General features: G+C 69.8%; 32 protein-coding genes. 21 read left to right on the top strand and 11 right to left on the bottom strand.

Going from position 1 to position 23,576, the window contains the following annotated elements; translation table 11 throughout:
• The first annotated feature begins 222 nt into the window (after positions 1-222).
• The 5 genes from E5083_RS30575 to E5083_RS30555 all read left to right on the top strand — a co-directional run bounded on the left by E5083_RS30575 (position 223) and on the right by E5083_RS30555 (position 3,999).
• Positions 223-1,317 (top strand): peptidoglycan DD-metalloendopeptidase family protein, encoded by a 1,095-nt coding sequence (locus E5083_RS30575; protein ID WP_135788923.1) that lies wholly within the window; start codon positions 223-225, stop codon positions 1,315-1,317.
• Between the two features lie 41 nt (positions 1,318-1,358).
• Entirely contained in the window at positions 1,359-2,072 is a 714-nt protein-coding gene (locus E5083_RS30570) for a hypothetical protein (RefSeq protein WP_135788922.1), read from the top strand.
• Between the two features lie 170 nt (positions 2,073-2,242).
• The gene (locus E5083_RS30565) at positions 2,243-2,944 is read left to right on the top strand and encodes a hypothetical protein (protein ID WP_135788921.1); all 702 of its coding nucleotides are present in this window, start codon (positions 2,243-2,245) and stop codon (positions 2,942-2,944) included.
• 87 nt (positions 2,945-3,031) lie between these two features.
• Positions 3,032-3,649: a hypothetical protein gene (locus tag E5083_RS30560; protein WP_135788920.1), complete on the top strand. Its 618-nt coding sequence runs from the start codon at positions 3,032-3,034 to the stop codon at positions 3,647-3,649.
• Entirely contained in the window at positions 3,646-3,999 is a 354-nt protein-coding gene (locus E5083_RS30555) for a hypothetical protein (RefSeq protein WP_135788919.1), read from the top strand. The genes E5083_RS30560 and E5083_RS30555 overlap by 4 nt, the downstream gene beginning before the upstream one ends.
• Positions 4,000-4,060: 61 nt before the next feature.
• Here the strand turns inward: E5083_RS30555 and E5083_RS30550 are convergent, their stop codons facing one another.
• The 3 genes from E5083_RS30550 to E5083_RS30540 all read right to left on the bottom strand — a co-directional run bounded on the left by E5083_RS30550 (position 4,061) and on the right by E5083_RS30540 (position 5,817).
• Positions 4,061-4,492, bottom strand: a complete 432-nt coding sequence (locus E5083_RS30550; RefSeq protein ID WP_135788918.1) for a hypothetical protein — start codon at positions 4,490-4,492, stop codon at positions 4,061-4,063.
• Between the two features lie 220 nt (positions 4,493-4,712).
• Positions 4,713-4,934 (bottom strand): DUF397 domain-containing protein, encoded by a 222-nt coding sequence (locus E5083_RS30545; RefSeq protein ID WP_135788917.1) that lies wholly within the window; start codon positions 4,932-4,934, stop codon positions 4,713-4,715.
• 1 nt (position 4,935) lies between these two features.
• Positions 4,936-5,817 (bottom strand): helix-turn-helix domain-containing protein, encoded by an 882-nt coding sequence (locus E5083_RS30540; RefSeq protein WP_135788916.1) that lies wholly within the window; start codon positions 5,815-5,817, stop codon positions 4,936-4,938.
• 293 nt (positions 5,818-6,110) lie between these two features.
• Here E5083_RS30540 and E5083_RS30535 point away from each other — a divergent pair, with 293 nt between their 5' ends.
• The 5 genes from E5083_RS30535 (at position 6,111) to E5083_RS30515 (ending at position 9,517) form a co-directional block, all read left to right on the top strand.
• Positions 6,111-6,785: an ATP-binding protein gene (locus tag E5083_RS30535; protein WP_244317713.1), complete on the top strand. Its 675-nt coding sequence runs from the start codon at positions 6,111-6,113 to the stop codon at positions 6,783-6,785.
• A gap of 187 nt (positions 6,786-6,972) precedes the next feature.
• On the top strand, positions 6,973-7,368 hold the full coding sequence (locus E5083_RS30530; RefSeq protein ID WP_135788915.1) for a DUF6415 family natural product biosynthesis protein: 396 nt from the start codon (positions 6,973-6,975) through the stop codon (positions 7,366-7,368).
• Entirely contained in the window at positions 7,365-8,087 is a 723-nt protein-coding gene (locus E5083_RS30525; RefSeq protein WP_135788914.1) for a hypothetical protein, read from the top strand. Before E5083_RS30530 ends, E5083_RS30525 begins: the two co-directional genes overlap by 4 nt.
• 98 nt (positions 8,088-8,185) lie before the next feature.
• Positions 8,186-8,491 (top strand): hypothetical protein, encoded by a 306-nt coding sequence (locus tag E5083_RS30520; RefSeq protein ID WP_135788913.1) that lies wholly within the window; start codon positions 8,186-8,188, stop codon positions 8,489-8,491.
• 117 nt (positions 8,492-8,608) lie between these two features.
• A complete protein-coding gene (locus tag E5083_RS30515; RefSeq protein WP_244317712.1) occupies positions 8,609-9,517 on the top strand; it encodes a serine/threonine-protein kinase in 909 nt (302 codons plus the stop codon).
• 65 nt (positions 9,518-9,582) lie between these two features.
• Here E5083_RS30515 and E5083_RS30510 read toward each other — a convergent pair whose 3' ends face one another.
• The gene (locus tag E5083_RS30510; RefSeq protein WP_135788912.1) at positions 9,583-11,034 is read right to left on the bottom strand and encodes a DUF2637 domain-containing protein; all 1,452 of its coding nucleotides are present in this window, start codon (positions 11,032-11,034) and stop codon (positions 9,583-9,585) included.
• Between the two features lie 273 nt (positions 11,035-11,307).
• Between E5083_RS30510 and E5083_RS30505 the strand changes: the two genes are divergently transcribed.
• From E5083_RS30505 to E5083_RS30490, 5 genes are all read left to right on the top strand, one after another.
• On the top strand, positions 11,308-12,006 hold the full coding sequence (locus tag E5083_RS30505) for a hypothetical protein (RefSeq protein ID WP_135788911.1): 699 nt from the start codon (positions 11,308-11,310) through the stop codon (positions 12,004-12,006).
• Positions 12,003-12,914 (top strand): hypothetical protein, encoded by a 912-nt coding sequence (locus E5083_RS30500; protein ID WP_135788910.1) that lies wholly within the window; start codon positions 12,003-12,005, stop codon positions 12,912-12,914. The genes E5083_RS30505 and E5083_RS30500 overlap by 4 nt, the downstream gene beginning before the upstream one ends.
• A gap of 170 nt (positions 12,915-13,084) precedes the next feature.
• Positions 13,085-13,498, top strand: a complete 414-nt coding sequence (locus E5083_RS30495) for a hypothetical protein (protein WP_244317711.1) — start codon at positions 13,085-13,087, stop codon at positions 13,496-13,498.
• On the top strand, positions 13,495-13,647 hold the full coding sequence (locus E5083_RS31415) for a hypothetical protein (protein ID WP_167513679.1): 153 nt from the start codon (positions 13,495-13,497) through the stop codon (positions 13,645-13,647). Before E5083_RS30495 ends, E5083_RS31415 begins: the two co-directional genes overlap by 4 nt.
• Complete coding sequence (locus E5083_RS30490; RefSeq protein ID WP_135788909.1) at positions 13,644-13,862, top strand: hypothetical protein; 219 nt, start codon at positions 13,644-13,646, stop codon at positions 13,860-13,862. Before E5083_RS31415 ends, E5083_RS30490 begins: the two co-directional genes overlap by 4 nt.
• 91 nt (positions 13,863-13,953) lie before the next feature.
• On the opposite strand, the gene E5083_RS30485 is transcribed toward E5083_RS30490, so the two are convergent.
• On the bottom strand, positions 13,954-14,796 hold the full coding sequence (locus E5083_RS30485; RefSeq protein ID WP_135788908.1) for a hypothetical protein: 843 nt from the start codon (positions 14,794-14,796) through the stop codon (positions 13,954-13,956).
• Positions 14,797-15,223: 427 nt separating this feature from the next.
• Between E5083_RS30485 and E5083_RS30480 the strand changes: the two genes are divergently transcribed.
• From E5083_RS30480 to E5083_RS30465, 4 genes are read left to right on the top strand one after another with little or no spacing between them, the layout of a single operon-like run.
• Positions 15,224-15,646 carry a hypothetical protein gene (locus E5083_RS30480; RefSeq protein ID WP_135788907.1) on the top strand — a complete coding sequence of 141 codons (423 nt, stop codon included), beginning with the start codon at positions 15,224-15,226 and terminating at the stop codon, positions 15,644-15,646.
• Positions 15,643-16,011: a hypothetical protein gene (locus E5083_RS30475; RefSeq protein ID WP_135788906.1), complete on the top strand. Its 369-nt coding sequence runs from the start codon at positions 15,643-15,645 to the stop codon at positions 16,009-16,011. The genes E5083_RS30480 and E5083_RS30475 overlap by 4 nt, the downstream gene beginning before the upstream one ends.
• Positions 16,008-16,250, top strand: a complete 243-nt coding sequence (locus E5083_RS30470) for a hypothetical protein (RefSeq protein WP_135788905.1) — start codon at positions 16,008-16,010, stop codon at positions 16,248-16,250. The genes E5083_RS30475 and E5083_RS30470 overlap by 4 nt, the downstream gene beginning before the upstream one ends.
• Complete coding sequence (locus tag E5083_RS30465) at positions 16,247-16,858, top strand: hypothetical protein (protein WP_135788904.1); 612 nt, start codon at positions 16,247-16,249, stop codon at positions 16,856-16,858. The genes E5083_RS30470 and E5083_RS30465 overlap by 4 nt, the downstream gene beginning before the upstream one ends.
• A 90-nt stretch (positions 16,859-16,948) precedes the next feature.
• On the opposite strand, the gene E5083_RS30460 is transcribed toward E5083_RS30465, so the two are convergent.
• Positions 16,949-17,653 carry a hypothetical protein gene (locus E5083_RS30460; protein ID WP_244317710.1) on the bottom strand — a complete coding sequence of 235 codons (705 nt, stop codon included), beginning with the start codon at positions 17,651-17,653 and terminating at the stop codon, positions 16,949-16,951.
• A gap of 236 nt (positions 17,654-17,889) precedes the next feature.
• Here E5083_RS30460 and E5083_RS30455 point away from each other — a divergent pair, with 236 nt between their 5' ends.
• Both E5083_RS30455 and E5083_RS30450 read left to right on the top strand, forming a co-directional pair.
• Complete coding sequence (locus tag E5083_RS30455; protein ID WP_135788903.1) at positions 17,890-18,189, top strand: hypothetical protein; 300 nt, start codon at positions 17,890-17,892, stop codon at positions 18,187-18,189.
• Entirely contained in the window at positions 18,186-18,458 is a 273-nt protein-coding gene (locus E5083_RS30450; protein ID WP_135788902.1) for a hypothetical protein, read from the top strand. Before E5083_RS30455 ends, E5083_RS30450 begins: the two co-directional genes overlap by 4 nt.
• Before the next feature lie 19 nt (positions 18,459-18,477).
• On the opposite strand, the gene E5083_RS30445 is transcribed toward E5083_RS30450, so the two are convergent.
• The 5 genes from E5083_RS30445 to E5083_RS30425 form a co-directional block, all read right to left on the bottom strand.
• Complete coding sequence (locus tag E5083_RS30445) at positions 18,478-19,305, bottom strand: MinD/ParA family ATP-binding protein (protein WP_135788901.1); 828 nt, start codon at positions 19,303-19,305, stop codon at positions 18,478-18,480.
• Positions 19,306-19,933: 628 nt separating this feature from the next.
• Entirely contained in the window at positions 19,934-20,479 is a 546-nt protein-coding gene (locus tag E5083_RS30440; RefSeq protein WP_135788900.1) for a hypothetical protein, read from the bottom strand.
• 130 nt (positions 20,480-20,609) lie between these two features.
• Positions 20,610-21,071 (bottom strand): NUDIX hydrolase, encoded by a 462-nt coding sequence (locus E5083_RS30435; RefSeq protein WP_135788899.1) that lies wholly within the window; start codon positions 21,069-21,071, stop codon positions 20,610-20,612.
• A gap of 21 nt (positions 21,072-21,092) precedes the next feature.
• Positions 21,093-22,709: a carbamoyltransferase family protein gene (locus tag E5083_RS30430; protein WP_135788898.1), complete on the bottom strand. Its 1,617-nt coding sequence runs from the start codon at positions 22,707-22,709 to the stop codon at positions 21,093-21,095.
• Positions 22,709-23,575 carry an AAA family ATPase gene (locus tag E5083_RS30425; protein ID WP_135788897.1) on the bottom strand — a complete coding sequence of 289 codons (867 nt, stop codon included), beginning with the start codon at positions 23,573-23,575 and terminating at the stop codon, positions 22,709-22,711. Before E5083_RS30425 ends, E5083_RS30430 begins: the two co-directional genes overlap by 1 nt.
• Between the last annotated feature and the right edge of the window lies 1 nt (position 23,576).

Raw genomic sequence — 23,576 nt, 5'->3', positions numbered from 1 at the left:
CGGTTCATCACCTTTAACGACGCTTTGGGTAATTCTGTTGCACCTCGTGTGGGTGACGCCGCCGCGATCCGCGTTACTGCCTTTGGGCCGGGAAATGCCATGTGGCAATGTGACGTTCAGTGGCGAGGGGTGGCACCCGGGCGTCGGGCTCCGTGGCCGGTTAACGACTGGCGGAGCCGCACGGAAGCGGGCCGGGGAGCACCGTGAGGCGAGGGGGAGCGGTTGAAGGCCAAACGGGGGATCGCGCTGACGGCGGCCGTCTTCGTCGTCAGCCCGCTGGCGCTGGGGCTCGGGATCATCCTGCTCATCGCGGCCAGCGACGACGACAAGGGGGGCGGCGGAGGCGACTTCGACCTCAGCGCCGCAGGCTCACTGCGGATCGGCAAGGGCTACGTACCCGCGCAGTACGCGGGCCTGATCGAGAAGGCGGCTGCTGAATGCGACGCCGGCCTTCCGGCGTCGGTCCTCGCGGCCCAGCTCAAGCAGGAGTCCGGGTTCAACCCCAAAGCCCAGTCCTACGAGTACGTGAAGGACCCCGCGACCGGAGAGACGATCAAACGGCCTCTCGCCAAGGGCATCGCACAGTTCATCGACGGCACGTGGGCGTCGTCGGGGATCGACGGGAACGGCGACGGCAAGAAGGACGTCTGGGACCCCGAAGACGCCATCCCCTCCCAGGGGGAGATGATGTGCAAGCTGCTCAAGACCGCCAAGAAGCACCCCGGCTACAACGGATCGCCCATTGAGCTGGCGCTCGCCGGCTACAACGCGGGATGGGGCCGGGTCGACGAGTACAAAGGCGTCCCCCCGGCCAGCTTCGCCGACGGGCAGACGTACAACTACGTGAAGATCATCATGGCCACCGTCGAGAGCCTCACCGCCCCGAACACCTCCGGGGACCCGGGTACCTCCGGCGGGTGGGGCCGGCCGGTCAAGGGACCGCTCGGGACGCCGTACCACCAGCAGGGCGGCGCGTGGTCCAGCGGCTACCACACCGGCATCGACTTCGCGGTGCCCACCGGCACCTCCATACACGCCGTCGGTCCCGGGAAGGTCGTCGCGGCCGGACCAGGCGGCGCGTACGGCAACCAGGTGGTCATCAAGCACGCGGACGGCATGTACAGCCAGTACGCCCACATGAGCAAGGTTCGCGTCTCCACCGGCGACAGCGTCAGCGGCGGCCAGGTCATCGGCCTGTCCGGCGAGACGGGCAACGCCTTCGGCCCGCACCTGCACTTCGAGATCCGGACCGGCCCCGACTACGGCACCGACGTCAGCCCCCTGCCCTACCTCCGCAAGAAGGGCGTCGACATCTGACCGTCCCACCGACCGACGCCACCACCAGCAAGGACACCGCCGTGAGTGATCACTACCGCCCCTGGGGAACCGCTACCCACCACTTCTGGACGTCCCCCGACCCGGACCGACCCGCGGCCGAACCGGCGGCGGCCGCCGTACAGCAGGCTCCGCAGGCCGAGGCGCGGCCGGCGGCCGACGCCCCCGCCGAGACGGGCGACTCCAGCCCCGTGCAGCACCAGGCGGAGCAGGCCGCCGCGAACACCGGTCAGGAGGCCGTCGCCCAGCAGCCGGCCGGTGACGCTGCCGCCGCTGCCCTGGCGGAACTCCCGCCGGGATTCATGGAGCGCATCAACGCCGTCACCGCAGCGTTCGGCCGGCCCGAAGACCACCACGGACTCAGCGTCGCCGGGGTCGAGGCCGAGAAGCTCGACCAGGAGCTGACCGCCCTGTTCGGGGAGCGCCACACCTACACGGTCAACATCCGCGAACTCCGCGGCTGGCTCGCCTTCATGACGGGCGACCACGCAACCGCGACCCGCTGGTACCTGCACACCGCAGGTCTCAACATCGGCCTGCTCGGGCCCTCCGCGCCGCAGACCCAGGAATCCGTCAAGCGGGCCATCCACCTCTGGCAGCAGGTCACCGATCACGCCGAGATCGTCCGCCTCGGCTCCGATCTCGCCTCCGTGACCGCCCTGGTCCTCGGCAGCGACGACCAGGCGCTCCGCTTCGTCCAGGGCCGGGTGGCACGCCACCAGCAGCCCCCGCAGTAGAACGACCCCCTACCCGTGAGCCCCCGGCGACGTCCGCCGGGGGCTCACGGGCGTCTGGCCGGAATCGAGCGGGTCCGGGTCGAGGGCCGGGCGGCCCGCTTGACGTCTGTCGGGTTTCCCCGACAAACTCTCTCTTGTCGGGGAACCCCGACAGGATGCGGAGGAGAGTCGTGACCACGTACAGCTCCAGCTACACCGGCCCGCAGTGGAAGATCGCCCAGGTGGAACTGGACCCGGAGACCCGAACACCCGCGGCGACCGTGATGGAACCCACCGAGCTCGCCGGCCCGACCGCCTTCTGGCCGGACGGAACCACCTCCTACCTCCTGCACTTCCACGGCGGTGCCGTCACCAGCTGGACCGTCGCAGACGAGGCCGACACGGCGGTGCGAGCCCTGGAGGCGGTGCGCACCGGAGAGGAGATCGCCCCGGACGCCCTGCGGGCCTACATCCGGGACGTGCGCCGCCTGGAGACGCGCATGACCGCGCTGAAGGAGGAACTTCTCCTCATCGCCCGTGAGCCGGGCCCGACCGGCCGGGCCCGGCTCACCTTCCGGGAGATCGGCGACGAACTGCGTCAGCACCACAGCACCGTCGCCGAGCGCCACCAGCGCATCGTCGACGGCGACCCGGCCCCGTGGAGGGCCTGGCTGACCCAGCACACGGAGCGCGCGGCGCTGTACTCCAACGGCGGTGAACTGCCCCGCACCCCCGAGCCGCCCCGCGAGCACGAGACCAACGTCTACGACAGCGAGGAGGAGCCCGGCAAGGTGATCGCCCGCTGCCGGTGCGGCTGGTCCGGCCCCGCCGGCACCAACATCGTCACCGCCGCGCGGCAGGGCAAGGCCCATGAGGACCAGCCGGAGGCATGAGAACCCGGGGCCGCCGACTGCTTGCAGGCGTCGCGGCCGCCCCGGGGGCGCCCTCAATCCCGTAACGACGAAACGAGGAACAACACCATGATGACCGATCGCTCGACGCCCGTGCAGGCCCTGGCGTTCACCGGCGGGCTGCTGGCGACCTGGGACGCCCTGCACCCCCTGTTCGACCAGTGGTTCCAGGGAGGCAGGGACGCGGCGAACAAGGGCGCCCTCGGCCGCCACCTGGTCTACCGCGACGGAACGCCCGTGGGACACGAGCCGGCGGACGACGACCGGAGCGGCCAGCCCACCATGACCGCCACCCGTCTGGGCTGGATCAGCGCCGCCCGGCACGTCGCCAGCTACAGCGCCGGCCAGGCCGCGGGAACCGTCCTGCTCACCCGCGTCCTCGGCTACCGCGTGCCGGTCACGGCCCTGGCCGCCGGCACGGGCATCAACGCGCTCACCCACCTCGTGATCGACAAGCGCCAGCCCCTGCTGTGGCTCGCCGCGAAGGCGGGGAAGCGCGGGTACGTCGAGCACTGCACCGTCGTCCGCCGCCTCGACGAGGACGGCACACCTCAGGTGGAGGCTTCGGGACCCGGCACAGCGGCCTTCGAGCTCGACCAGGCCCTCCATCGCGCCATCGGCGCCGTCGCCGCCGTCACCACGGCCTGGCTGACCATCCGCTCGCTCAAGAAGGGACTTGCAGCATGACCGAGGACCTGTGGAGTCTCCTGCGCTTGACGCACGAGGTGCAGCGCATGTGTGACGACCTCCGGGTCAGCGACGCGGCCGGCACCACCACGGTGGAGCAGGAGCGCGAGTACCGACTGTGCCGTGCCGCGCTCGCGCAGCGCCACCTCGCGGCGGCCGCCGACACCGGGAGCGACCCCGAGGACGCCCGGCGCGACGCGGAGCTGACCGCGCAGCTGCTGTGGAAGCACGACACCCTCCACGGCGGCCACCGCGGTCCGCTGCCCGCCTCGCACCCGACGTGGAACGTCTCGAACCTCGACCGCTACGTCCGCCAGGAGGCCGAGGCCGCAGGGCTCAACCCCCACTGACGGGTGACCGCGCACGCGAACGCCCCCGCCGCGGCGGGGGCGTTCGCGTGCTCTCGGCCGGTCATCGGCGGGCGGGCAGCAGACCCTTCGTCAGCCCGTGGCCCGGATGTGGGTTCCCGACGTGATGCAGCGGCCGCACCGTGCCGTCCGGCGGGGCCGGGATGCTCGGACCGTGCATCCACCGGGAGAGCTCCTCGCCGCGGAACAGGCCGTAGACGTAGCGGACCTTGGCGTCGCCCAGCGGACCGTTCAGCACCGCCAGCAGATGGGTGATGAGTTCACCGCCTCGCTCCGCGCTGACCGTCGCGGCCTCCCGCCAAGGCTCCTCGTCGTCCCCCTCGATCTGGAGCATGATGCGGGCCGGCTCGTCATGGACGACCTCGGTCTGCTTCTCGCCGTTCGGCGGCCCCCACAGGTCGACGCCGACGATGCGGTCCGCTCTGATGAGGCGATCCGAGGACAGACGGACCCAGGTGTTCACCAACGACGACATCGTTTCTCACTCCCCGCGTACACGAACAACCAGGGTGATCCGCCGACTTGCGGCGCAGTCGCCCGGAGTGGCGCGAATTGCCTGCGTCACTGTCTGCTTTCTACCACCTGGCTAAGACATGTGGCCTGCGGGTTTCTTCCCGGGTTATCGCCGGCCCCGTCGGGAGACAGTTCCGGCCCGGCAGGAGGACCTGTCGGGCCGGGGGCGGGCGGGGATGTGCTCAGGGAGACGGCTCACCCTTCATCGCGTCGAGGAAGTTCATCCACGTCGTGCGGTCAAACTCGAAGACGGCGCCGCCGGGGTCCTTGGAGTCCCGAACCGCCATCTTGCCCGTGGCGCCGGCGCCCATGCGTCGGGCCTCGACGCACTGACCACCCTGGTTGTCGCTGTAGCTGGAGGTGAACCAGTCGCCGGTCTGCGCGTCGTCGTCCCGGTGGGCCATGTCAAAACTCCTTGATTGCCTCATGGATCATGCTCACGGACTCCGTATGTCCTGGAGCGGCCGCTTGCAGATCGGTGAAAGTCTCGTCGTAACGGTCGGTGTCAGAGGGCTTGCGCAGGACCCAGGCGTCGGCCCGGTTCTCCAGGTAGACGATCGGTGGGAAGGGCGAGCGGTCACCGAAGCGCAGGTGGGTGAAGGCGCCGTTCATGCCGGGGTGCGCCCCGAGGTCGAAGGGAACGACCTGGATGCGGACGTTAGGCAGGGAGGTGGCGAGTTCGGCGATGTGCCCGAGCTGTTCACGCATCACCGCGGAGTTGCCGACGCGCCGTTTGAGTACGGACTCGTTGATGATGGCCGTCAGCTTGAGAGGTGAGTCCTCTCGGTGCAGGGCTTCCTGACGGGTCATCCGTACGGCCACGAGCTTGTCGATCTCGGCGGGGCTGAGCTCCTGCGTCGGGAGCGGCAGCGCCCTCACGTACGCCTCGGTCTGGAGCAGGCCGGGGACGAACTCGTTCTCGTAGTTCTGGACCGCGGCGGCAACAGCCTCCTGTCCCAGGTATGCCTTGAAGCCAGGACTGATGACCGGTGCCAGCTCCCGCTTCTGCCACCAGTCCTTCTTCGTCTTGGTCACGGTGGCGTAGCCGACCAGGGTGTCTCGATGCTCGGCGTCCGCCTCGTAGATGTCGCAGAGCGCCATCACGTCTGCCGGTTCCACGATGCCGTTCTCGGCAGCTTCGAGTCGGTTGATCTTTGATGGGCTGACCACCAGCCGTTTTGCCACCGAAGCCGCGGTCATGCCCATCCCGTCACGCAGCTCCCGTAGCTCGATGGCCAGCTGGAGACGGCACAGCGCCGGGGCGGCCGACCCTGCTTCTTCACTCATCCCGCATCCCTTCGTCGAGCAAGAGCCAGTGTGTCGGTCGCCCTTCTGGCACGGCAAGAAATCTTCTGCACAAGTGCGATGAATTCTGCCATCTCATGAGCGTCCGTCAGCACCCCGTTGCTGCACACGAGTTCGAGGTCAGACTCTTCACGCAGAATTCTGCGAGAAGGGTTTCCACGGTATCGAATCTGGTGGCATCCTGGGTTCGGTCACCACAGAATGCGCTCGCACCGCGACTCAAAGTGATCTTGATGCGGGTCCCGAGGACGTACCGACCGGGGGAGGAAACCCGGATGATGCCGAAGCTCAATCAGGTTCCGGAGGAGCGCCGGTTCGCGATCTCCGACGTCACCACCGGCGTCTTACGCATCCTGCACGGCGGTGCTTGCCTGTACTGCCAGAAGACGCACGGAGAGCTCGCTCCTGCCGGTCGCGCGTGCACGTTCAGCCCGAGTGGCGATGTGCTCTGGTGGGACGTTCGAGCCCACGCCGGATGCCTTCAGGCTGCTCGTGAGCGTGAGACCGCCACACCGGTTGACCTGGAGAGGGCCTCTACTGCCGAAGTGCCCCCTCACCAGTACGCCTTTCCCGGCGATGACCACGCCCCGGCCAAGGCCCGCGACCACGTACGTGAGGCCCTGGGGTCCTGGCGGGTACCGGAGGACAGCGTCGAGGCGGCCGTTCTGGTGGTCTCCGAGCTGACGACCAACGCGGTGAAGCACACGCAGTCATCCCGCATCGAGCTGGAACTTCTCCGCCGCGAAGGCGAAGTCGAGATGGCCGTTCAGGACAACGGCCCCCGCCCGGCAGCACCGCTTCAGACCATCCTCACGCGGGCCGGGGACACCTGGGATGAGGACGGTCGCGGGCTTGGCATCGTGCATCGGCTGGCCAGCCGGTGGGGGACCGCCGAGGCCGGGGCCGGCCTGAAGGTCTGGGCCGCGATTGACACGGACGGCGCCCGGTGACCGGCATGACCGTCCGCGGCGTCGTACTCCCGGCGTCGTCCATCACAGCCACCGCGCCGGGCCGGCGAGCACGCCGTCCGGCGCGGACCGAGGGCGCCCGACCGGCGCCCCCCGTGCCGCCCCTGGCAGGGAGAACCCCCCGTAACCCGGGTCAGGGGCGGCACGCCTACGAGATAGGGAACCGCTGATGCACCCGACCCTCGCGGCCCCCGCCCGAGCGGACCAGGCCGCCCCGGAGCTGCTTGCCCGGCTGGCCGCTGCCCTGCGGAAGATGCGCACGCTCCCCGAAATCCTGGACGACATCGGGGACGCGCTCGACCCCCAGCCGCCTGCGGCGACCGAGGTCGAGGACATCCACGAGCGGTTACGCGAGGACCTGGAGCGTTTGGGCGCCATCGCCGAGGCGGCCGGGATCGGGGACCCCGAAGTGTGGCGGCTGATCGCCCGCGCCGCCGAGTTGGAGGCGGTAGAGCTTCCGCAGGACCACCACGGTCGGATCGTTCATCTGCGCAAGCAAGGCGCCGTCGCCAACGATCTGCTGGAGCGGCTCACCGCGACGCGGACCATTAAGCAGGTCGCATGACCAGCCACCGGCCGCCAGTGACACCCGAGGCCCCGAAGAGGTCAGCCCGCCAGCAGTTCTACTGGCAGGGCCTCCACGTCCCCTTCGTGGCGCCGTGGAGCGATGAGGAGCCGCTGCCGACCAGCCTGATTAAGCGGGTCGGTCCGGACGGTGCGGAGGGAATCGCTTACGCCGATGAGGTCAGCGGCGCGGACCGGAGGGACGGCAATCTCTGGGTGCGCTGGCCGCTGCTGCGGGGGAGGGGCCAGCCCCGCCTGGCGGACATCCACCCTCTACGCCAGCGACAGGCCATGTCCCACATGCTCTGCATGGTCTGTGCGACCTCCACGTTCAACAACGACGAGTTCCGCCGGTGGGGCGGCAAGCACCTGTTCATCGGGCGCGATGTCGACGGCCGACCGATCCGAGACGGTGACGTGACGGACACCCCTCCCGTGTGCCTGCCGTGCGCCGTCGAGGCCGCCGAGGCGTGCCCGCACCTGGTCAAGGGACACACCGCCGCCCTGGTCGAGCGGACCGAGCCGTGGGGGGTCTCCGGGATCGTCTACGACCCGCGAACCCTTCGGCCGATCCCGACGAAGACCAAGAACGGCCTCACCGACGTCGCGTTCGAGGACCCCGCGCTCCGGTGGACCCTCGCCGCCCGCGACGTCGTGACTCTGCACGGCTGCACCCCCGTGGACTTGTCCGAACTCGCGACGCTGGGCGTCGCGGCCTAGACCCCGTCCGGTGGCCCGGTGCCTCGCGCCCGGGTCGTCGGACGGTCAGCAGCCGGCGGGCACCGCGCCCGCCGCAGCAACCGAGAGAGCGAACCGCCATGCCTGACTTCCCGTACCTGCGTCGCATCCGCGCGAAGCGCCCGCCGCGGCAGGACTTCGAGCCCCGCACCCTCATGGACATGCTTCTGAACGAGGACCAGGACCAGGTCGGGGGCCGTGCCGTGCATGTGTCCGCGGTGACCGTCTCCTTCTTCGGCTTCCGGGCGCAGTCGCACGGCGCCACGGGCTTCGCCGCGCTGAAGCACATGTACCGCGACCACCCGGTGCTGGTCCGCTGCCTGTGCACCTACCTGGGCGCCATGTGGACCGTGATCGCAGTCGTGACCGCTCAGAACCTGCTCTAAGGCGGACCGGCGTCGCACCGGTGCCACACCGCCGACCGGTGGGCACCGGTACCTCCGCCGTCCCGTCACCGATGACCTGACCGCGACCGTCGCGGACCGTAGAGAGAGGGCCTTTCCGTGCTGGACGTTGAGGGGACGAAGTCCGTCAGCCTGCCGGGGCAACGCGTTACGCAGACACCGCTGATCGGCCGGGCCGATGCGGAGGCGCTGGCGGGAGAACCCGCGCGCTGGGAGCAGGTGACGGACCGTAGGGGCGCGGCTGTCTGGCAGGTGTCCGGACCGCGCGGGTTGTGGGCCCTGAAGGTCGGCACCGGCGAAGGAGCCGCCACCGTTGCCCGCGAAGCCGCCGTGCTCCAGCAGACGCACTCCCTTGTGCCCGGCCTGTCGTACGGGGGCCGGGCGAAGGCAGGCCGAGGAACGAGCTCGGCGTGGCTCATCACGCCGTGGCTCGAAGGCCCCTCCACCTGGGCGCGGTTCGAGAGCGTAAGACAGCAGCACGCCGAGGACCGGTCCTCGGCCCTCGCCGCGGCGGTCGACGTGTGCCAGGCCGTCGCCGCTCTGCACGGGGCCGGGTGGGTGCACGGCGATCTCCAGCCGCATCACACCGTGCACACCTCCGGCGCGGTTCGTCTCATCGACTGCACTTGGGCGGCCGGGCCGTCGCTGGCGCCGTCGCACACCTCGCTGGGTGGACTGCTGCACCTGATGTCACCCGAGCTGATGCACCGCATCGAGGCGGGGGTGCGGCCGGTGGTCACTGAGCCTTCAGACGAGGTCTACGCCCTCGCCGCCGGCCTGTGGTGGGCGGCCACCGGCACCTGGCACCGCAACTACGCCGCGGCGGGGGTCGACCCGGCCCGCTTTACGGCGGCTGTGCTCCGACAGCTGCTGTTACGCAACCGCATTCCGTGCGGGACCATCCCGCACTGGCCCGCCCTGGAGCGGGTCTTGCTGCCGGTTCTCGAAGCCCCTGCGGGCGCGCGGCCGTCGGCTGAGCAGCTGGCCCACTGGATGGTGTCTCTGTAGCCGCGAAGGCGAGCAACGTGAAGGGGGCCCGGCGGTCGACCGCCGGGCCCCCTTCACGTTGCTCGCTACGTCATCGCGGCGTGCTGAGGCTCCTCTACTTCGGATTCGGCTCCCCGGGGGAATGCCTGCTCCTGCTCACTGTCGCGCGGCCGTTCGTGGGGCGGCTCGTCCTGAGTCTGACGCTGATGGTCGGGCGCCGGCTCCGCTGCTCGCGGGTTGACTTGCTCGACCTCCGCGGCGATCCTCCGGAGCTCCGGCAGGAGGCCCTTGAGCGCAGCGCGGACGGCCCCCTCTGCCATCAGCCCCTTCTGGTTCCCCCGATGGTCTCGGCCTTCCCCGGCGGCCCGCCCGAGAGCCTGGTTCGCCTTGTAGGCAGCTCCGTTGGCGATCTGGGGGGTATTACTCAGCACGGTCAGGTCCCCTGCGCGGACCTGATCCACCAGGGCGTCCCGGAGCTGGTCCTTCTTCGACCGCTCCCCGGAGGGCGCGGCCGAGGCAGAGGGACGAGGCGTCGCAGAGCCCGCTGCTGAGGGGCTCGGAGCGGGACGGCCCTCCGCTGCGGGACCCGGAGCGCTCGACGCGCGCGGTGCGGGTACGGCCGCGGCCGGGGCGTAGGCGGGCTGCTGCGTGGGCCTCGGTTCGGCGCCAAGCGGTGCGGCAGGGGGCGAGGCGGATGGAGCTGCCTGCCGGAGAGCGGACGGCGCAGGGATGGCCTTCGGGCTCTCGTCCGGTGCCGGCCCCTCGTCCTCACCCGGTGTCAGGTCCATGGTGGCCGCCGCGGCGAGAGGCTTCCTGCTGCCGGGGGCCCGGACATTGTCCAGGGTGTCGTGGAGGTCCTCGCGCCACCTCTTCCACATCTGGCGCGGGTATCCGACGAAGGGCACCCACAGCAGCAGGCTGTAGCCGCGTTCGGTGTCCCTCCGCTTCCGCTTCGGGTACTTGCCGAGGACCAGCTGCTCGACCTTCTTCAGCAACGTCTCCAGGAACACCGCGTACACCAGGGGCGGGATGACCGCGACGAGACGCCCCCCGAGCGAGGGTGACGGGGCGTGAAGCAGGTTCATTGTCGCGCTGGCCACGATGAACGCGACGAGGTAGAAGCGGGTCAGCTGACTGGACCGCGCTGTCAGAGCCTCGAAGAGGCGGAGCAGCGAGAGGCCGAGCGCGCCGGCGTCCAGGAGGAGCGCGAAGCCGGTTGCGGCGTCCCACGAGCCGCCGTTGCGGTCGAAGGCGTACGCCTTCTGGGCGCCGAAGGAGAGCCAGGCCGCGATACCGGCGATGCAGAGGATGATCGCGAAGGCGATCCCGAGACTCGTCACTGCCAAGCGCCGGCGCCACGTCTTCCGGCGCTCCTCCGCCAGACGTTCCCGGTCCTCGGCGGACATCTTGTCCTGCTCGCGGCTGCGGCGTGCACGCAGGACGATGGTGACGATGAGGAGGACGACCAGCGCGGCGAACCCGATCCCAGCTGGCAGCAGGTACTTCTCGATGTTCATCAGCGCTGCCCTCTCCAGCATGATGTCGTCCCGCCTGGCCTGCGGCTGGCAGCCGCCGCCTGCTGACGCATGGACTCTCCGATCATCGGTTTCCGGAACTCCTCAACCCTAGGGTGCGACACCCTCAGTCCCTGCTACCGCAGCATCCTCCCCCAGCCCCTGGTGGCTCGGCGGTCCGTTTTCAGTTCGTGCGTCACACTGATACGGGACCAAGGCAGTCGGTTTGGGTGCTCGTCGTACAAAAACCGGTGTCCGGCCCCACTGGGGCCCTGCTCCCTCGGTACTCTCCGGGCCATGGACTGGACCGAGAAGAACCCCCTCCCCGAAGAGGGACGAACGATCACGTTCGTAGGTAAGGGGGGGAGCGCGAAGTCCACCACGCTTGCTCACCTCCTTCGGAACTGGAAGGAGATGGGCATCCCCGCTGTGGCACACGATGCCGACGACAGCGACGGCCAGGAGGAGCCGGGCTCCCTGCTCGCGTGGGCCGAGATGCTTCCCGTGCACGGCGAGGGCCTTGGTGCCCCCGTGTACCGCGCTCCCGCCGCGCCCTCACTCAAGGCCGAGGTAGACCGACTCCGACCGCCGCGCGGCCTGTCCCTGATCGACACCAAGGCGTGGGACCGCGGCAAGCAGAACTCGCACCTCGCCGCGATCCGATCCTCGGATCTCCTCGTGCTGGCCCTCTACCCGAGCGGCATGGAGAAGTTCCGCGGCGCGTCGATCCTGGGTGCGATGGACGAGGTCGAGACCATGTCCGGCCATCGGCCTCACGTCGTCTGCCTGCTCACGCGGTTCAACCCCAGCGCAGGAGCCGCGGACGGAGTCCGTAAGGAGCTGGTGGACGAAGGGCTGCACGTCCTCACGTCCGAGATCCCGGCGTCCGAATCCAAGACGGGGTACGCCCAGAGCTTCGGCACAGTCCCCCGGCTGAAAGCGGAATCCGACATGCACAAACTCGCCAAGGAGCTCCTCGTGGAGGTCACCCGATGAGCGCCCAGGCGCCGGCCCGTCCGAGCATGGGCGCAGGCCGGCTCCGGAAGGGCGCCCAGCCCGTGAAGAAGGTGCCGGGCCTGGAGGCCGACCGCTTCAACGGCACCAACGTCATCGACCCCTCTCGCGTCATCAAGGGAACGCCTCAAGAACAGCTGGATCAGGTGACGGCCCTACTTCGCGACGCCCGGGAAAGCGGAGAAGAGGCGGTTGCCGACGTCCTCGCCGTCGGTGCAGTCAACAAGGGGCTGCTCCTGGCCTACGCCAAGGAACACGACCTGTGGCAGCACTCCAGCTGCACGAGCTTCGAGCTCTGGGGCGCCGAGGTGCTGGAGATCAGCGTGAAGTACGTCCATCGACTCGTCAGGGAGGCCGCTGCCCTGGCCAAAGTGGTGGCGCTGAACGTGCGGTGTAAAAAAGTGCACCGCATTGCGCGGCCCGCCCACGCCGTGGTCATCGCCGCAGTGATCGACCAGCATGGCGAAGACGCCGCCCTCGCTGTCATCCCCAAGGCGTGGGAGCTGGCGGCGGCGGAGAACCGTCGACGCCCCACCGCCGCCCAGTTCGAGCGGGCGGCCGCAGAGCTCAAGTATCCCGTCAAGCTGATTACTGACGAGAGCGATGATGCGACGCCCCCCGCACCCACCGCTCCCCCTGCGGTCCTGCGGACCCAGAAGACGCTGACCCGCTTCACCGCGGCGATCGGCGGTGTCAGGGAGCGCCACATCGCCGCCATGGAGCGCAAGGACGTCGATGCGGTCCGGCTCCAGGCAGAGGAAGCTCGAACCCGCCTGAGCGAGTACATCGAGACGATCGACAAGGTGTACCCGAAGAAGGTCGTCCCCGGCGCGCGCCCGGAGTTGGAGGGCGACGACCGGCAGGACGAGGAGAGCATCGCTGCCGCCTGACTGCCGCCGGCATGGCGAAGGCCCCCCGCCGCCAGTGGGGGGCCTTCGCCATGCCGGGAGGCTCGCTCGAAGCCGTAATTGATCCCTTTCGGGTGAAGTCGTTGGCTGGAGCCAACACATCTCGCTACGATCGGCGGCGCTGTTGGCTACAACCAACAAGGGGAACGCCTGTGGCGTACGACGTGGACATGTTCGCGGACGAGGTGGAGCAGCTCGCCCGGCGGGCCGACGAGGCCGGGGGCGCCGAGCGGGTCGAGCTGCTCGCCCGTGCGGCCAACCTCGCCATAGACCCCCTTCGGCGTACCGAACTCCTGATGCTCACGGCGGATGCGGCCGGCCGGGCCGCCCACGAAGCCGCAGGAGCGGCCCGGCGGGGCGAGAACAGGGACGCTCAGGCGACGTACGAACAGATCGGCGCCGCTGCCCGGTTGAGTCGTGACGTCGTCTACCGGCAGCACACGCACGGAGAGGCGCTGTCGTGGTCCGCCAAGGCGCGCGGAGTGCACAACGGGCGCTCCGCCGACCGGCAGGCCGGCGAGGGGAAGGATGGAATGGACAAGAGCACGGCGGGAGAGCGGACATGACCGAGGACGAGATCGCGCGGGGAGTCGCTCGCGGTCTACGGATGCACGAGAGACGTCGAGCGGAAGGGCAGGCTCGATCCCTGCTCGCCGGCCTCCTGATCCTGGGCGGCCTCGCGGTCGGATTCATTGTGCTGGTGACCTACGGATGATCGACGACCTCGGACCCGGCTTCGAGCCGCACCTCTTCCTGATCAACGGCAAGCCGGACCCGGCTTGCTGCCCCTGCCCTCGGGCTCAGTGCGGCGGGCTGACCAAGATGCTCGACAGCTGCCCCACTCACCGCCCGAAGGCGGGTGACGCCCCGATCATGGGCATGAAGTCCCCTTCGCGCTGCTGCCCGCCCGACCCGCAGCCGGAGGAGTGAAAGGATCTCTCTTCGTGATGCGAGAGCCCCGTACCGGCCCCGGTGCGGGGCTCTCGCGTTGCACTGGCCCGACGTGTCCGGCGTCGCCCTGTTAGGTGCTGGCGCCACCCGGGTCCACGAGAGCGGAAGCCACCTCCAGGGCAGCAGCTGCTGGCGCGGTGGTCGTCGGTTCTTGGCCGGTCCGCCGGGCGTAGGCGTGGGTCTCGTGTACAGCGCCACGCACGTACACCACGAGGTTGGCCCGCTCGGTGGCGTCCCGCCGGTCGTCGACGACCTCGACCAGTTCGTCCCACCAGAAGTTGTCATCGGGATCGCTCAGGATCTCTCCCGCCTGGAAGTGCGCGAGCAGCGCCCGTGCCGCCGCGTCCATCGCCGGGTATCGCGCGTCCTCGGTCCGCTCGCGCTCACGGCGCTCCAGCTCCTCCCGGACGACGCGGGCCTCGATGATCCGTGCGACGTGCGGCTGGCGTCGGTCCTCGGGCTCGCCGTGCACGGCGACCTTGAGGCTCGCGTGCCTGTTGAAGGCGCTGGAGGGGTTCGGCTCACCGTCGGCGCCGATGTACTGGAGGGCGAGCGCGACCTGGTCCCAGCGCACGCCGACGCCGCGGGCGTCGTCGAGTGCTCGCAGTTGCAGCGGATCTGCCTGCTGGCGCAACCACTCGGCCAGCGTGATGCGGAGGAGGGTCGCCTGCTGGTGCGCCTCCCCTGCGAGCCGGCCCGCGTGCGCCTGCGCGAACAGCAGGACGCCGTGGGTCTCGCCGTCGCCCGGCCAGCGTTCCAGGTACCCCTGGTCTCCGCCGCGCTCCGCGCGGGCGTGCAGCTCGTACAGCTGCCCGGCCAGGACGCGCGGGTCTACGCCCTGCAACCGTCGTGCCGGACGGCGCTCCCGCGTCGCCTTCGGTGGCGCCGTTCCCTTCTGCGCTTTGCGGCCCATCTCCCTGTCTCCCTATCGCCGAACCTTCGCCCTGGACGCCCGGCGACGGCTTAGTGCGCCGCTCGGGAGATTCGCCTCCCCGGGGGAGTGCAGCGATGGGAGAATCGGGGGGTGGAGGAGAGACATGACGTTCCTCTTTAGTGGTTCTGACCAGGCGTTTTGTCGTCGTCCCGCTCTCCGTGGACCGCCCTGTCGCAAGGGTCTGCGCGGACGCGAGATCAAGATCACGCAGCGAGTGATCTTCCTGGAATTATCGCCCCTCCGCGCCCTTTCACTACTAGTGAAACACGTTTGGCGTACCCCTTCGCGGAAGGGCTTCGCTCCAGCAGGGGCGCGCATAACCGGAATTATGCGCTGTCTTAGTGATCTTGAACTGAGTGTCAACGAAACGGTGACAATCGCGCGCGGTCATCAATATGATGACGCTATGCCCCATGATCCTGACCGATACGGCCGCGAAGACGCCGCGCTGGAACGGCTCACCCGCCGCCACGGCGGCGAGCGCTACCGGCAGCTCAACGCCTTCGGCGGCCCGTACCTCACGGTCACGCCGATCGAGGCGGTCAACCTGGTGATCAGTGCCCTGCACCGCGACGCCGGCGACGTCACGGGCGAGGACCTGGACGACGCCCTCCTTCTCCTCGGCCGCGCCCGCGAGGACCTGGACAGCCACGAGCTGGAGCTCGTCGACCGCGCCCGCCTCCAGCACGGCCGCACCTGGAAACAGGTCGGCGAGACCGTCGCCGGCGACGCCGACCGCCGTACCGCCCAGACCCGCTACAGCCGCCTGCGCGACCGGACCCCCGGGTACGCGCCGCCGGCACCCCATCAGGAAGCCGTCACCCCATGACCAGCCAGTACGAGCAGACCCGGGCGCACATCGAGAGGACCCGAGGCCGCTTCACCGACGAGGAGGAGAGGGCCGCCGAGCTGGAGCTCGCCGTCCTCCAGGCCGACGCCTTCACCCTGACCCTCCGCGCCCGTGAAGACGAGCACCCGCCGACCCCGGAGGAGTGGGGCGCGCACCTCCGCCGAAAGGCGCCGCTCCTGGTGCGCCTGGCGCTGTCCAACCCCCTGCGCTACGAGGTCTCGGCGCGCGAGGCCGTCGAGCGGTGGCGAGAGGCCGAGCAGGGCGAGATCGCCGCCGCGGCGGCCGCCGGCCTCGGAAGCGAGGCCGAACGCTGGCTCGCGCAGCAGGACGGCGGGAGCGTGTGACCGCCGAACAGCACCCGCGCCGCATCCCCATCCCCACCGACCTCGTGGTCATGCAGTCCAAGGAGGACGGGAGCGCACTCCTGCCGGCCCACCAGGTGACGGCGCTGATGCGCAGTCTTTCCTCCGCCCTCCGGAACCACCCCGAGATCGAGCCCGCCGACGGCCTCGACGCCCTCGCGGACCAGCTCGACCTCGTCGTGCTCGCCGCCCTCGACCGACTCGCGCAAGGAGACTCGTGACCGTACCCGCCATGCTCCGCCGCCCCGCGCCGCTGGTCCTAGGCGCCCCGCCGGAACAGTCCGAGCACGGCGCACCGGTCGTCCGACGCGGTGAACTCGCCGCCGCCACCCGGGACGCCAGCTACCTCAGCAGCCCGAACACCCGCGCGGACGTCCAGCTGCACGCCGCCGTGGTCACCCGCCGCTACGCCGTCGGCAGCGGGCTCACCGGCATCGGAGCCGCCTGCGACCCCGTACGCATCCTCCTGGACGAGGGCCTGATCTTCGGGGCCCGCGAACTGCCCAAGTCCCACTGCCGCCGCCCCGCCTGCCGGGCGCTGTTCGAGGCGGCCGACCGGCAGCACGGCGACCTGGAGCGCATGAGGGCGTACTACGGCCTCCAGGAGCGCCACGGCGTCGATCTCGGCCTGGCGATCCGCGTACGGCACGGCGGCCGCGCCGGAACGGTCGTCGACACCGCCGGCCGAGACCTCCTCGTGCGCTTGGACGGTGTGCCCCAACCCGTACGCTGCCACGTCACCCGCGCGATGGAGTACGAGACCGGGGCGGGGCAGTGGACCGCCGTCACCACCGTCGACCGTGGCGCGGCGCCCGCTGCGGCCGGATAGGGGGCGGGGACGCCGAAGGGGGCCTCACACCGGACGATCCGGTGTGAGGCCCCCTTCGGTTTCAGCGGGTGCCGCGCGGTGACCTTCGGGTCAGTCGACGCCGGGCACGGCCACGGGGTTGTCGCCGAGGAAGCCGAGCCGGGCGTCCACGGTGGCCTCGGCCTCCCGCTGGCGCTTGGTGTGCGGACGCTCCGAGATCCGCCCGTTCCTCGTCACGCAGTGACCCGAACTGACCTCGCAGGTCTCGCACTTCAGGGTCAGGACCTCGGCCGCCACCGCCGTATCCCGCTCACGTCGGCGCCGGGCCTGCGCGGCCTTCGACTCCCAGATGACCCGCATCCCGCCCATGGCCTCTGGGTAGGTCGTCGTCTCCGTGTCGGGTGACAGCTTGACGGCGTGCGCCAGGTGCAGCAGCTGCCGACCGGTGGGCACGACGGCCGGGCCGCCGTAGTCCTCCCGGTCGCTCCCGCGAGCAGCGGCACCCCACGGGTCTTTCGAGCCCATGAACGTCTTGGCGAGCGGGACGTCGCCCTCGACGATCCGCGCCAGCGCGGCCAGCTGCTCCTCGATCTCCCCGAGCTGGCGGCCCTGGTGCCGCAGGCTCTCGATGATCGGTTCCAGTTCCACCGGCGTCGCCGGGGTCTCCGCGGCGCGGGCGAGCTGTCGCAGGCGGAGGCTCATCGCCGCCGCCTCGACGGCCAGCTCGTCCAGCGTGATCTGCTTGCCCGCCATGAGGTGAGCGACGTCGGCCTCGGCGGCCGTCTCGTCGGGCGTTACAGCATGGTTGTTCTGCAAGGTTCGCTCCAGACGGGGCCTGTGGCCCCTGATGCGTGATTTCGAGTGAGTTGCTGACCGGGATGCCACTCCCTTCCAGCACTCGAAAAGCTACCACGCAGCCGGTTGCCGAAGGCGCTGGAACGCGGCTACCGCGCACCTCGGCGAGGAACGCTGGGGGTACGGATTCGGCAGAGGCGTTCCGCCTTCAGGCCGCGGACGAGTAGCGTCGAGAGCAGAGCGACAAGGAGGTCACCGTGACCGCACAGCCCGACCACCCGGCCGACCGGACCGGCTTCACCCCGCCAATGGGGACGCTCGCGGAACTGCGGGAAACCCTGTCGACGTGGGGGTTCCCCGGTGACCGGCATCAGTTCGAGAAGGAGCTCGACGCTCTCGGCCTCGACGACCTCACCGCCCTGCGCGAGCTCGCCCAGGCGTACCGGAACCGCGTCCGCCTGCGCTACGACCCGCAGGGCATGGCCGCGCTCGCGCGGTCGACCGACGACGTCGAGGCCGAACTCCGTCGCAAGCTGGCGGAGGCCGGGAGCCGGTGACCCACGCCTTCTACTCCGACGCCGCCGAGCAGGCCCTCGCCGGCCTCAGCACCTCGGAGCGGGCCGCTGTCGAGTCCGCTCGCCTGTTCATCGAGAAGGACCCGGATTCCGACCGCGCCCGCGGACTTCCCGACGCCGATCCCCGTTCGACCTCATGGGCCCTCGAACTGATGCCGGAGGAGACCGGCGGACGCGGAATCTCGGTCGTCTACCGGCTCAGCGTCGACCTCGACGCCGTCCTCATCCTGTGGCTGATCGCTGGTCCGTAGCTGCGAACGCGGAAAGGTGTCACAGCCGGACCGCCATAGCTGCGCAGGCATAGAGCCATGCGGTGTGCGTCCCAGGGCGCAAGCGTGTGTAGTCGACGACCCCTCCGTCAGTCAGAGCCGGATCGTAAGGAATTTGCAGGACTGCATCCGTTCGCTGGCTGAAGATGTCCTTGAGATTCTCTCGAAGCTCCTTATCGGTATGAGGGGTGGGTTCGGCCAGAAGTGTCACCGTCTTTCTCTTGAGGTCCGCGGCGTTGTCGAAAACGTTGTTCTGTAGGGCGTCGAGCATCCACAATGCGGCGGATGAGGTGTCTTCGCGGACTGTTGTGGTCACCACTAGTAGGTCGGCAGAACGGACGGCCGCGAGCCAATTCGGCGCGCGCATATTGTTTCCGGTGTCGATGAGTACGAGTTTGTAATAGCGGGTCAGGAGGTCGTGGATTTGGGTGAAGTCCTGTTCCGCGATATGTCCCGTGACCTCCGGCCGCTCATCTGACGCCAGAACGTCGCAGTGGGCCGGGCCTTGGCCTCGGACGAAGCGCCCCAGATCGCCTATGCGTGCCGTAGTGACATCCTCAAACATGCTCATGTTGGCGAGGAGTTCACGGGCCGTGTGGTTGTGATTTGCCGCGAGTGCGCGTCCCCCCAGGCTTCCGCGCGTCTCATTGTTGTCCCAGACGGCGGTACCCCCTCCTCGATGCACGCCGAACGTCCGGCCTGCAAGAAGAGTTGACGTTGTGGTGCCGGCTCCGCCCTTCGGATTCAGGAACACAATGCTGCGTGGGCCCGCGAGTGACGCCTGAACTTGACGCAAGGCTTGAGTGTCAGCGGCTTCCCGGCTGCTCATCCGAGGCGACAGGGCTCCCCCCGTCGCTTTCCGGATACCCGCACGCCAGCCGCGCTGCGCAGGTCCTCGGGGGCTAGCTTTGCGCGCCGCCGCCTCGAAGTCGGCGTGACTATAAGAACTCGGAGTTTCCCGATTCTCTGCCGCAGGCACCGGATTGCTGCCAGCGAGGTGATCGCCCGACTCGGTGCGAGGTCCTGTGATTGCGGTTTGGGATGCACCGCCAGGCTGATCCGTGTGCGATGTTCCGGAATCCGGCTTCGGGAAACGAAATTGCGGTTCGAGTTGTTCTCGCTGATCCTCTGCCATGTTCCCCTGCCGTTCGTGATTTCCGCTGCGCAGCTTGCATCGTCCGTCGATGTCGGTGCCCTTGAGCAACCGACCTCACCCACGTACGGGTCACGCTATCGGTTGCACCTCGCGGCGCTGAGGGTGCCGCTGGTGTACTGCGAAGCGCTGGTGAGCTCCCGGGCTCCGCTGGCCCAGGGCGCTGACCAATGCCGAGGCCGGTCGGCTTTGCCGCTGCGCGGCATAGCGCGGCCCAGGGGTGGGCGACCGGAGCAGAGGGCGTGCGCGATCGGAAGACCATGGGACCGCGCGGTGGCGGCCCGGCGACCGGCTGCTGGACGGGTCAGGCAGCGTCCGCCTCACCAAGCAGGGAGAGCTCCACCCCGAGTTGGTGCTCCGGCTCAGCGTGCGGGACACCGTCCCGGCTCAGGAACAGGTAGAAGTACCGCGTCGTCAAGGGGTGAGAGGTCCGGACACCGGCCGAGGCGAAGCCGCTCAAGGCGCCGGCCGTGTAGACGTGCGGCGCCCAAGCGGAACCCACGATCGCCTTCACCCAGGCCCCTGCCTCCGCTGGATCAACAGCCTGGCGCGTGCCCAGCTGCTTGTGCCTCGCGGCGACCGACAGCGTCAGCACGCTCCCGTCCCGATCCGGCCGCTCCAAGAGCACGGCCTGGTCGCTGATGTCCCCGAGGACCGTGAGAACCGCGTGCCGGTCGGTCACCGACCGCACCGGGCCGAAGCCGGTCGGCGCCGTCAGTCCCGTCGTCCGGATGTGCCTCGACATGGCTGCCGGCAGCTCGGAGGGCGGGTCTGCGGAGAACAGATTCTGGCGGAAGCACCGCAGTTCTTCCTCGTGCTTGCGCAGCACGCTACGAATATCGACATACATGCCCTCAACGCTACGACCAGCACAGACTGCGCCCACCGTGAGTGCTGTCACAGACTCATGGAGCGTTCCCGAGGCAGGTCGCCGTGAAAGCGGCCGCGCTCGGGGGCGGGACGAACGTCTTGTCGGGCCCTCAGTGAAGAAGGGCGGGCTCCCGCGGGAGACCCTTGGTAAGGACATCGGCCACCACATCGACAAGGCCGAGCGGGTAGACCGTTTCTGTGGTTGAGCGGAGCTCATCCAGCGGCCACCAGCGGCTGGCCCGGATGTTGTCCGTCTGTGTGGCACGTGAGGCATCGAGGGCGTCAGACGATGCGCGGACGAGGAAGTACTTCTCGATCTGCTGCACGCGGCGCCCGCCGACCGGATGTTCTCGGCGACGCTCGGCGATCTCGCCGGACAGGAGCACATCCTTCGCGCCAAGCTCCTCACCCAGTTCGCGCAGGGCGGCGGTCGGATAGTCCTCACCCGGCTCAAGGCTGCCGCCTGGGGTCGCCCAGAAGCCGCCATTCTCGTCGTACCGGAGCAGCAGGATGCGCTGGTCAGCGTCGAGAATGACGGCTCGGGCCGCCTCCCGGAGAGGCAGAGTGCTCATGGTTCCAGTCTGGCAGGTGGTTCAGCTGCGCTCGACCAGGTAGTCCCCGATGCACAGGGCGTCCAGGTCACACGCCTGGAACGTGGCCAGGGCGTGTGCGGGGGTCTCCACGATGGGCTCCCTGTCGTTGAAGCTCGTGTTGAGCACGACCGGGGTTCCGGTGAGCCGGTGGAAGCGCTCGATCAGGGCTGCGAAGGCGGGAGCGCTCGGATCGACGGTCTGCACCCGGGCGGTCCCGTCGACGTGGACGACTCCCGCGATCTTGTCTGTCCGGTCCTCCCTGACCGGCGGCGCCAGAAGCATGAAGGGGCTGGGCACGTCGAGCTCGAACCAGTCGCGTGCGTGGCCGGCGAGGACGGCCGGCGCGAAGGGCCGGAACGGTTCGCGGTGCTTGATGCGGCTGTTCAGCGCCTCGGAACTGGACGTCGTGCGAGGGTCGGCGAGGATGCTGCGACCGCCGAGCGCGCGGGGGCCGAGTTCGCTACCGCCCTGGAACCAGCCGATGATCCGGCCGTCCGCGATCATCTGCGCCGCCGCAGCCGCGATGTCGCTCTCTCGTCGCCACCGGTGCGGCGTCCGGCGGCGCTCGACCAGTCCGGAGCGCGGATCACGGGTCAGGGCCTGCTCGATCTCCGAGTCCGTGTAGGTGCGGCCGAAGTAGTCGTGAGCGAGCGGGCGGCGGGGAATCTCGCCGGTCATCTGGTGCCACGCGTAGAGGGCGCACCCGAGCGCCTGGCCCCGGTCGGAAGACGCTGGCGGCGCGAAGTAGCCGCTGACCGCGTCCTGGCGGCGGAGCTTGTCGGCGGCGACGCAGTTGAGGGCGACGCCGCCGGCGAAGCACAGGTTGCTCAGGCCGGTGGCGGCGATGGTCTGTCCGACCAGGGCGCTCAGGGCCTGTTCGGTCTGGGCCTGGACGTACGCGGCAGCGTCGGTGCCGCGCTGGTCGCCGCCCCGGCTGTCGGGCGGGCCGAAGTCGGCACCGGTTCGTTCTGCGAGCTCGGCAACACCTGCGGCATGTGTGCGGGTGAGATACCCGTGGACGGTGGCGCCTTCGACGTCGAACAGCGGAGTCCGGTGGGCGCCGGGGTCCCCGTAGGACGCGAGGGCCATCGTCTTCCCGGCTTCCTGCTCGTGCCACCCCAGCCAGTTCGTGAACGCCTCGTACGTGGCACCGATACCGCCCGCGCGGGGCCGCTCGGGCGGGTTGCCGCCGAGGCGTTGGATGCCGTCCCGGGTGGCCGCGTAGTAGGTCTCGGTGTCGCCGTTGTTTCCGCCGCCGTCGACCACCAGGACGGTCGCCTCGTCGTACGGGCTGAGGCAGTACGCGGTGTACGCGTGGCTGAGGTGGTGGTCGACGGGGACGATCCGGGCCGGGTCGACGCCGAGGTGGGCCAGGCCGGTCTCGTCGGCTGTGGGCGGGTGGTGACCGATGCCGCTGACCGCGATCAGGTCGACGTCCTGGAGCTGCACCCGGGCGGCACGCAGGCAGTACAGGAGGGCGGCCTGCCAGCCGGGGCTGTAGCGGGTGCGGTTGAGACGTTCTTCGCTGATGGCGACCATCGTGGTGTCGGTGATGAGGGCGGCGCCGCCGTCGTGGCCCACGTTGATGCCGACGACTACGGGGGCGTGGGCGGTCATCAGGCGGCCCCCCGGACGGGTTCGGCCAGCAGGTCCCAGAGCCCGGTGCGGCCCGCCGGGTCGCGGTACAGGGCGCCGAGCTGGCAGAGCTGGACGGTGCCGCCGCGGTGGTCGAGCGGTTCGGTGAAGGGGTGCCCGAAGGACTCCAGTCCACCCAGTGCGTCGTAGACGCCCCGGAATCGGGCGTCCAGTTCCGGCCGTACGTCCGGGGTGATGGCGGTGGTGAGCTTCGCGGCGGTGTCGGTGAGGCCGGCGTCTGCGAGGAAGCCGCTGACCTGGGCGAGGACGGTGCCCGGCGTGGCCCCGTCGGTCTTGATGATCAGCGGTGGGGTGGGGCACAGGGTCGGGGCGATGTCGGTGTAGAAGGTGTGCAGCCGCTCCAGCAGTCCTTCGTCGAACCACTGCTTCCAGCGGGGCCGCTCGGCCACGTTCCCCCGGCGGTTCAGGCTCTCGCCGGGGCTGACCAGGAGGATCGCGGTCAGGATCTGCGGGGGCAGGGCGGGGGCGATGTGGCGGGCGTAGTAGTCGCGTGCGGTGCGGTAGGGGAGGCTGTCGGCCGCGCGGGTCGCCCAGCAGTAGGCCAGGGCGCCGAGGTGGTTGCGGTCGGAGATCAGCAGCCGGGTGGCGGGGTCGGCGGCGAGCTGGGCGGCGGCGCGGGCCTTGTCCAGTTCGTGCCGCAGGAACCACAGGCTGTGTCCGGCGGCGGAGGGGTGCACGGGGGCCCGGAGGCCGGTGCTCAGCCGTGCGTTGGGCTCGGTGAACCACAGGCACTCGTCGCCCAGGACGGGCACCATGCGCGCGAGCAAGGAGGTCTTGCCGGCTCCGGGAGGCCCGTCGAGTACGAGGACAGGGGCGTCGGTGGGCATG

Origin of the sequence: Streptomyces bauhiniae (genome assembly GCF_004784475.1) — a bacterium.
GTDB lineage: Bacteria > Actinomycetota > Actinomycetes > Streptomycetales > Streptomycetaceae > Streptomyces > Streptomyces seoulensis.
The sequence above is the reverse complement of the archived record's forward strand: the minus strand, read 5'-3'. Positions and strand labels throughout refer to the sequence as shown.